This window comes from Bacillus sp. 166amftsu (assembly GCF_900107445.1).
GTDB lineage: Bacteria > Bacillota > Bacilli > Bacillales > Bacillaceae_G > Bacillus_A > Bacillus_A arachidis.
In genome coordinates this window covers 1-7,557 of the sequence record NZ_FNQA01000046.1, presented here as the reverse complement: position 1 = coordinate 7,557, position 7,557 = coordinate 1, and the positions used below count along the sequence as shown (strand labels likewise).

The window sequence follows — 7,557 nt, the reverse complement described above, 5'->3', positions numbered from 1 at the left end:
GCACGTCACCCTTTCTCATTAACATAAGAGAATAGTAACGTGCTTTTAGCTTCAAAAATAGTCTAAATCCTTAAGTTGATGGATGTGGGGTACCACCACATACCCATCAACTTAAAAATTCAAAATTACCCTAAAACGAAAAAAAGCCCTAAATTAATAAGGCTCTTTTTTATTTTATCGAAAGTAAACTTTTCAATATTTGTTTACATTCATTTTCCCTTAAATATTGACTTTACAACAAATCCCTTGATATCCTCAAAATACACAATAAAAGTATACATTCAAAATACTGTAAATAAAGAGAACAAGAAACCTGTAAACAAAAAACATTTCATTAATACAAAAAAAGAATACCACCTTTAAAGGCGGTATTCTTTCTTTGTATTTTCATCTAAGCAACTAAATACTTAAATGCCATATATATAGTTAAAAATACACCTAATACTAACTCAAGACCAATCATTATATATGAAACATTTACGTTTAAATTAAAATCTCTTATGCTTCTATATATACACATAATCCCTAATAAGAAGAATGTAACATATAAATATCGATCGATGCTAAAAGTTAAAGTAGCAGATAGTAAAATTAAAATTGGCAACACCTTGTCTATTGTTTTATAATTAATTATTTCTTGTCCAACAAATGATCGCATAAATTTCCTCCTAGTATTCTTTTTCCAAATTATAGATATTAGCAAGCTTATTATATCATGAATTTTCAGTTTTTTATGTTGTAAATAAGGCTGCTTATCTAAGTTGACATAACTCTACTTATCGGTATTCAATGTATTTAGAAAAACCCCCTCCAGTTTACTTGCTGAAGGGGTTTCGTATTTACATAATTTCCGTTATTGGAAGTAAGGTAATGAAGTTTATTTAAACATTATTTAATATTCATTAGTACGTTTAATCATTTTTATAAATTCTTTTATTATTGGAAAGTCAGGAGGACTGATATTACTTGGAAGTTCACGAATGTCAAAAAAGTGTAGATCTTTAACTTCTCTTTTGTCTATTTTTAATTCACCTTCATAATCATTGCATATGTAAGCAGCAACTACGTTATATACTTCATCACCGTGAGGATATTTGTAGTAAAACTCTTTGCCAGAGAAGATATTAAACAATCTTAAATTATTGGCTATTAAGCCTGTTTCCTCATACAATTCTCTCTTTGCTACTTCTTCTAAGGTCTCCCCGCATTCTAACGAACCTCCCGGTAATCCCCAACAATTATTATCCTGCCTTAACTGTAATAATAATTTATGATTTTTGTCTAATAAAACGATGCATGCCCCTGTCATAATTAACGGACGACTACCTACTACTTTTCTTAAATCCATAATATATCCCATAATAGACTCCTAAAAACAGATTTTTTTGTGTATTCAAAATTAATTATAAGTGCAATTCCTTTTTCATGTACATAGAATAGATAATCTCTTAATTATCGTGGTTATAGATTGTATATTAGATACATTAATAGTTAACATAACGTCTCATTATTGGTAGCAAAGAAAAAGTCGGATTCCTACTCTCACAAGGAATCCGACTTTTTCTTTGCTATGATTCTATTCATGATCTTATACATTTCTATCCTGGCATGGATTTTAGGATTCTCGTTTGTTGTTGGATCATCCAAAAAACTGTATTAAATCTTGCATGCTCCTAGGGGTACTATATATGAACACTACGTATTTGACTTTCTCAATGACCAACATTACTTAACGTGGTAAAATAGTATTCGGATGGGAATCCAATGTTATTAAAATTAAAGTGGTTATCAAGTCGGAGGAAGGCACCTTAGGGTGTCTTTTCTTTTTAAAATATATAAGCGCACCATCCCTCTCCTAATAGAGACCCCCCTCATGCCTCCTTACAGGGAGAATGATACGGCATTTTTTATTTACCCAATTACCGAGCTTTCAAATGTTTGAAATAGTTACCTATCCCCTAATCACCGAGTATGTTTATTCCTCTAAATCACTGTCCATAATAATAAATAAAGACAAACCCTTTACCCTTAAGATACAAGCTCTTTCTTAAGGGTATCAAACTCGGTGATTAGGGTAGAGTGGTATAGGTAAAGCACATACAAGTACCTTACGTTTCATTATCATACACCCCTTTATGATTTTATTTGACCCTTTAACCCCTTCAGAAACTTTATAAAAGTTTACATAGTTGCCATATATAGCGCGTAAATCATACCAACAAGTCCAACTCCCATCATTACTCCTGCTACCATGTTTATCTTGGTGTTAGACTTTCCTTGCTCCTTCTGTTCTTTTTTCTTCTTTAATAATACCATTGCTAGAATAACGATTACTGGAACGAGTAATTTTAACATGTTTTATATCTCCTTGGTTTAACTTAGTTGTTTGATTCAACTAATTCAATTTTAATTTTGTAACCTGTAAACTATCATAACAAATATTGGGATTTATTAGGCCTCACCATATCATTTCGGGAAAAAACCACGCTAAGCAAAAAAATAAAATAAGCCATCCATTTGGATAGCTCATTTACATAATTATCGTTAACGGGAGTTATTGCCCCTCCCTCCTGTTTGGAGGGAGGGGCAATCTTTGTTTTTTTTTCTAACAGGGGTCACCATATCAAAAAAAGAAAATAGATTTTCGCAAGACTTTTGTAATATTTATGCAAGTATTTTGAAAGATATATATATTAAGATGAACTTGTCAACATGAATTATAAGACTTTAAGTAAAATTCACTTAGGTTATAGAATGATAGTAATTCATTTATTACAAATACAAAAAAAATAAGATTTTTATAATCTTAAAAGAGGAGTTAGTGATATGTTAAAAAACACTAAGAAGACTAAACAAATTTTATCACTTGCTATGATTGGAGCTATTGGTGCTTCATTTGCATTCGCATCTCCAAGTTCAGCAAGTGCAGCTCAAATTAACCCTATCCAAAATATAGCAGCGGGAGAAGAAAAACCTTATATAGAAAATTGGGATGAGCCCTTCAAAAAGATGTTTAGTATGCTTCAAAATGGTGATACACGGTATAAGAATTTTAAAAACCCACAGTTTGTTCTTGATAAAGTAGTAAAAATGTCTGTAGAAGAAGATGGTTCTCCTATTACTAATGCAAAAACTCTATTCGTAGGGAAGACAATTTTCAAAAATGATTTAGATCATGATCAAACCTTTACTACAAATGAATTTTCAAAGACAATTGAGCATTCTGTTTCTAGTTCCACTACACATGGATTTAACTTAGGAGTAACTGCTGGTGCATCGTTTGGTATTCCGGGTATTGGAGAGGGAAGTGTTGAAATATCTACTGAATATAATTTCTCAAATACAAATGAAAATACAAAGACCGAGAGTTATACTTATACCGCTAGCCCGCAAAATATCGTGGTTCCTGCACATTCAGCTGTAGAGGTTTCTGTAATTTTAAATACTGTTAAAATAAATGGAAATGTAGACCTTACTTCTACTATAACAGGAAAAGTTAATTATTCAGATGGTTCTAGAATGACAAGTAATAATCTTCAGAATCTATGGTATGATGCTTTTAGATATAACAATAGCAGAACCTCTGATTTGAATGTAGCCCCTGTCTATGATTATTCAGATCGTTTATATGATAAAGTTACTCTAAAAGGAAAAGGTAAATACTCAGCTGAATATGGAACACAGTTCTCTGTAACTGTAAAACCTGTTGAAATGAAACCTAGAGCACTTGCTGTTACATCTAGTGGTACGGATGCATCTACTAATGAAGATTACACTGTTACTAACGAAGGTCACACTTATACAGTACAACCAGAAGTAAAAAAAGAAAACTAAAATACTTTAAAACTAAAAGCCCTCTTGAGTGAGAAGGGCTCTTTTTTATACTTTAGTCCATTATCGACTTTTAGATAATGCACGTAATACAGGCTTTATGATTTTACTTATTAAGCGTGTAGCTTTAAATATTGATCTAACAACTTTCATAAAGTTAGAACGCTGTTTCATTTTTTATTTATACCATTCCTTTATATCAAAATTTAACGTTGACCTAACTATTCACAAAAATAACAACTTACCTTCATTTTAAAAGGGATAGCGCACACATTTTAACATTTTTATACACTAAGAAATTTTAGAGGTTTCAAATGTTCATAAACGCTTACTGACGTTGCAAAAATCTATTTTCTATTTTTCTACAAATATCACGCTATTATTGAAAAATGATTTGCAACATAATATATGCAACGTTGTGACGCTATAAAAATCAAGCCCAAGGAAGACGTTGCATATATGTTAATTTTTGCAACACTTTACTTGGGATGTTTTATCTTAGCCTACAGAAGTTAGTAATTGCTAACTTCTACAACTATTTATTAATGCTCGAATGGTAAAATAGACATTAAATCTACCTCTTCAGTTTCGTCATTATGATTCATTGTTGCTTGTTTGTTATCTACTAATGTATCCTCCAAAGATATACATGTTAGTATTACTACTACTGACAAACTTCCTATAAAAAATGTTTTCATAAGTGTTCTCCTAATATTTTTTAATATCCGCTGAAACAATATCCATTTTGGCGGGGCCCCATTTGATGCAAACACATAAGTGTAACAAGGGAACCCCCTCATTTTTTGAGGGGGTTCCATCACTTCGCTTTGCTTGTCCACTTACTGTTGATATATATCTGCAATATATTTCTTACTGAGCAGTTATTGTTCTTTCTAGTGTTTGATTACCGTCTCTTACACTCCAAGAACTTGAAACAGCTGAACCGTCTGTTCTCTTTAACGTATATTTTGTTACCAGTTGATATACTGTAAGTCCTGTGTCTTTATCAGATTTACTTGTAAAAGTCTTATCCTTTGTTTCTTCCGTTGCATCCGTAGAAGTTTTACTAACCTCTGTTTGTAATGTTTTTGAGATACCATATTTAAGTGATAAAGATTGGTCTCCAAATTTTAATCCTAAGTCTGCTCCAAAGTTCATAGCAAGCGTATCAGTCATCTTTTGTTGATCTACAGTACTTACACCTCTTTTAACTGTATACTTACTAGTGCCACCAGCAGGAACAATTTCTGAACTTACTTTCTCCCAATATTCCTCTTTTTCCAAAACATAATATGGTGAATTGTGTATTTTTGTATAATCACTCGCACTATTATCCTTTACCATAATACATGGTATTAAAGTTGCCGCAACAACAGCAGACTCTGAAGTTTGAGGTAATTGTTGATCAGTAGATCCATTTGTATTATAAACTGGAGCATTTGGTCTAGTTCCTATAGCTGGTAAGGTTGGTAATGAAAAAGTACTGCGAGCAGCAGCTGGAATGTGAAATAGCCTATCATTATCATAAGGGTTTGAGTCATCCAAATCTACAAAATCTGTCGCTAATGGACCTATCCCAGCCCTCGCATAAGATGCAACTTTCCCATATCCTTGGTTCACAATTTCATAATTATTATTTCCCTTGTCTCGTAAATACCATTGATCAGTAGCGGCACCAGTCCACCTTGCTTGTTTCAAAGCTTCACTACTGTGAGACATAGTATTAGGAGCAATCCACCCAGAGCCAGTTGTTACAACTTTTCCACTATTTTTATTTACAATTGCATATGTCCCTCCATCAAGTGGAAAAAATACAAATTGTTCATTGTCACCACGATCTCCATTATATAGAAGAATTCCTGCATCATCAGAGTCCCATCCTCTATATACATCCCAAACTATGTTTGAATTAGCCGCTAAATGAATAGTATGATATGCATTATTCGCTGGAGCTGCTTGACTTGAAGGAGCCCAGATAGATAGACTCGTTGCTCCTACAAGTAATCCTGCCATGACTTTTTTTGATATTGACTTCATAATATTACCCCCTAGTTTTGTCGGCAAAATCTCTACAAGATTACAAAAGATGAAATTATGCTGTACATTGCTTATACTTTCACCTCGGAATAAAATAAGATCATTTTGCTATGTAGAGACTTAGAATGCTATTTTTCATAAATGTGATACTTTAGTGATTCTAGATTGTTTCTAGAACTAATTAACTGAGTATTACAAAAATTAATCTGACATAATGTTACTTGCAACTACTTTCCTGCACTTTTATTTGTATAATCTTCTCCTTTCTCTAGTGGTCATACCAATTACACCTTTATTAAAACATTAAATTTTCAATGCGTAAATAGTAGAATTTTGTCGATTATATTGAATAATTTAACTATTACGTATTAATATGAGTGGAAATATTATATTTCTAAAATGATTGCTTAATTTCATTTAAGTAATTATAATAGTTACAACTTTATATATCCAACAAAAAAATAACTATTATAATTTATAGAAAAATTTAAATATAATTTAAATATTATTAATATAATTTAATCATATGATGCATAGACACTCCCTTTATTTGGGTATGCATCATTGCATATTCAAATGAAGATTTAAATATGATTTGCTCTTATAAATAATTAGCTACAAAGAAAATTTTCATTCAGGGATCACTAACTTAATAATAATAGCAACCCTCTAAGCAATGAAATTGAGGAGTTTTTATGTTTTGTTTTGGAGTTGTACGGACATAGTCAAAATGATTGTTTAAAGGCTGCTCGGATATTTTAAATTAAATAACCGATTCCTTAACGTACAGGGAACCGGTTAAAATATGTCCAAATTGTGTCTAAACGTACAATTTTCTTTTTTTGATAAGGTGCCCCACACCCATCAACTTAAGAATTTAATAACACTCTAAACAAAAAAATGTACATTTTTTTGTTTAGAGTGTTATTATCCAAAATAAAATATGTATATTGGGTATCTTTGCCCCTCCCCCGAAAAGGGGGAGGGGCAAAAACATCCATATTGTTTCATAAAAAATAATTATTTACGACGCCTTCTCTTTGTTTTTTTACGCTGATTTGTATGACTATATTTTTTTATATGAGTACTTCTTTTCTTCTTATAATTAGGTAACTTAGATATAAAAACAGTAATTGCACAAAAAATGGAAAATATAAGGATTGCAATTATCCAAAGGTTAATATCATAGTCATATAGCTTACTAAAATACTTTTTGTCACGAGTAATATGGCTTACGTTACTATCAATTGCTTCAAGGGTGTAAGGAATAACCCAAAAGGAACCAATTAATATAACAATTGTTCCAAGAATGAAACTGAGTATATGTTTTATCAAGTTCTATTCTCCTTTAATTATGTTTATTGTATACGTTCATATAGTATATATGGTTCTGGTGCAAAGATTGTATTTATTTGAAAGAGGTATTTAAATTTCTATTGGAATCTATTTTTAAAAATGGGTTCTCGCTACATCACAATCAAGCTAAGAAAAGCAAATATCTCTAAACAAAAAAATGTACATACCTAGGAGAAAATGTACATTTTTTTGTTTAGAGTGTTATTAAATTCTTAAGTTGATGGATGTGGGGTCACCTTATCATTTTTGGAAAAAAAACTTATCTTGGCAGCATTTTTAAAAGATAAATACATGTTCAGAAAGATAAAATTCAAAGATTAATTGAACATTGAT

The 7,557-nt window shown here is 31.3% G+C and carries 7 protein-coding genes; 1 reads left to right on the top strand and 6 read right to left on the bottom strand.

The features are described 5' to 3' along the window. Positions 1–391 precede the first annotated feature (391 nt). The 3 genes from BLV40_RS27270 to BLV40_RS28775 all read right to left on the bottom strand — a co-directional run bounded on the left by BLV40_RS27270 (position 392) and on the right by BLV40_RS28775 (position 2,355). Positions 392–658, bottom strand: coding sequence for a hypothetical protein (locus BLV40_RS27270; protein WP_090695739.1), 267 nt, complete (start codon positions 656–658; stop codon positions 392–394). Positions 659–892: 234 nt separating this feature from the next. Then, a complete protein-coding gene (locus BLV40_RS27265) occupies positions 893–1,360 on the bottom strand; it encodes an NUDIX hydrolase (protein ID WP_090695737.1) in 468 nt (155 codons plus the stop codon). 821 nt (positions 1,361–2,181) lie between these two features. Beyond that, entirely contained in the window at positions 2,182–2,355 is a 174-nt protein-coding gene (locus BLV40_RS28775; RefSeq protein WP_170833728.1) for a hypothetical protein, read from the bottom strand. 471 nt (positions 2,356–2,826) lie between these two features. On the opposite strand from BLV40_RS28775, the gene BLV40_RS27260 reads away from it, so the two are divergent. After that, positions 2,827–3,834 carry an ETX/MTX2 family pore-forming toxin gene (locus BLV40_RS27260; protein ID WP_090695735.1) on the top strand — a complete coding sequence of 336 codons (1,008 nt, stop codon included), beginning with the start codon at positions 2,827–2,829 and terminating at the stop codon, positions 3,832–3,834. 539 nt (positions 3,835–4,373) lie between these two features. Here BLV40_RS27260 and BLV40_RS29710 read toward each other — a convergent pair. The 3 genes from BLV40_RS29710 to BLV40_RS27245 form a co-directional block, all read right to left on the bottom strand. Beyond that, positions 4,374–4,505 (bottom strand): hypothetical protein, encoded by a 132-nt coding sequence (locus BLV40_RS29710; protein WP_280138983.1) that lies wholly within the window; start codon positions 4,503–4,505, stop codon positions 4,374–4,376. Between the two features lie 196 nt (positions 4,506–4,701). Next, entirely contained in the window at positions 4,702–5,868 is a 1,167-nt protein-coding gene (locus BLV40_RS27250; RefSeq protein ID WP_090695731.1) for an RICIN domain-containing protein, read from the bottom strand. Between the two features lie 1,020 nt (positions 5,869–6,888). Beyond that, on the bottom strand, positions 6,889–7,203 hold the full coding sequence (locus BLV40_RS27245) for a hypothetical protein (protein ID WP_090695730.1): 315 nt from the start codon (positions 7,201–7,203) through the stop codon (positions 6,889–6,891). Between the last annotated feature and the right edge of the window lie 354 nt (positions 7,204–7,557).

What these genes read in the sequence shown, in the direction of transcription:
- BLV40_RS27270 (WP_090695739.1), bottom strand. Translation starts at nt 658, where the DNA reads ATGCGATCATTTGTTGGACAAGAAATAATTAATTATAAAACAATAGAC.
- BLV40_RS27265 (WP_090695737.1), bottom strand. Translation starts at nt 1,360, where the DNA reads ATGGGATATATTATGGATTTAAGAAAAGTAGTAGGTAGTCGTCCGTTA.
- BLV40_RS28775 (WP_170833728.1), bottom strand. Translation starts at nt 2,355, where the DNA reads ATGTTAAAATTACTCGTTCCAGTAATCGTTATTCTAGCAATGGTATTA.
- BLV40_RS27260 (WP_090695735.1), top strand. Translation starts at nt 2,827, where the DNA reads ATGTTAAAAAACACTAAGAAGACTAAACAAATTTTATCACTTGCTATG.
- BLV40_RS27250 (WP_090695731.1), bottom strand. Translation starts at nt 5,868, where the DNA reads ATGAAGTCAATATCAAAAAAAGTCATGGCAGGATTACTTGTAGGAGCA.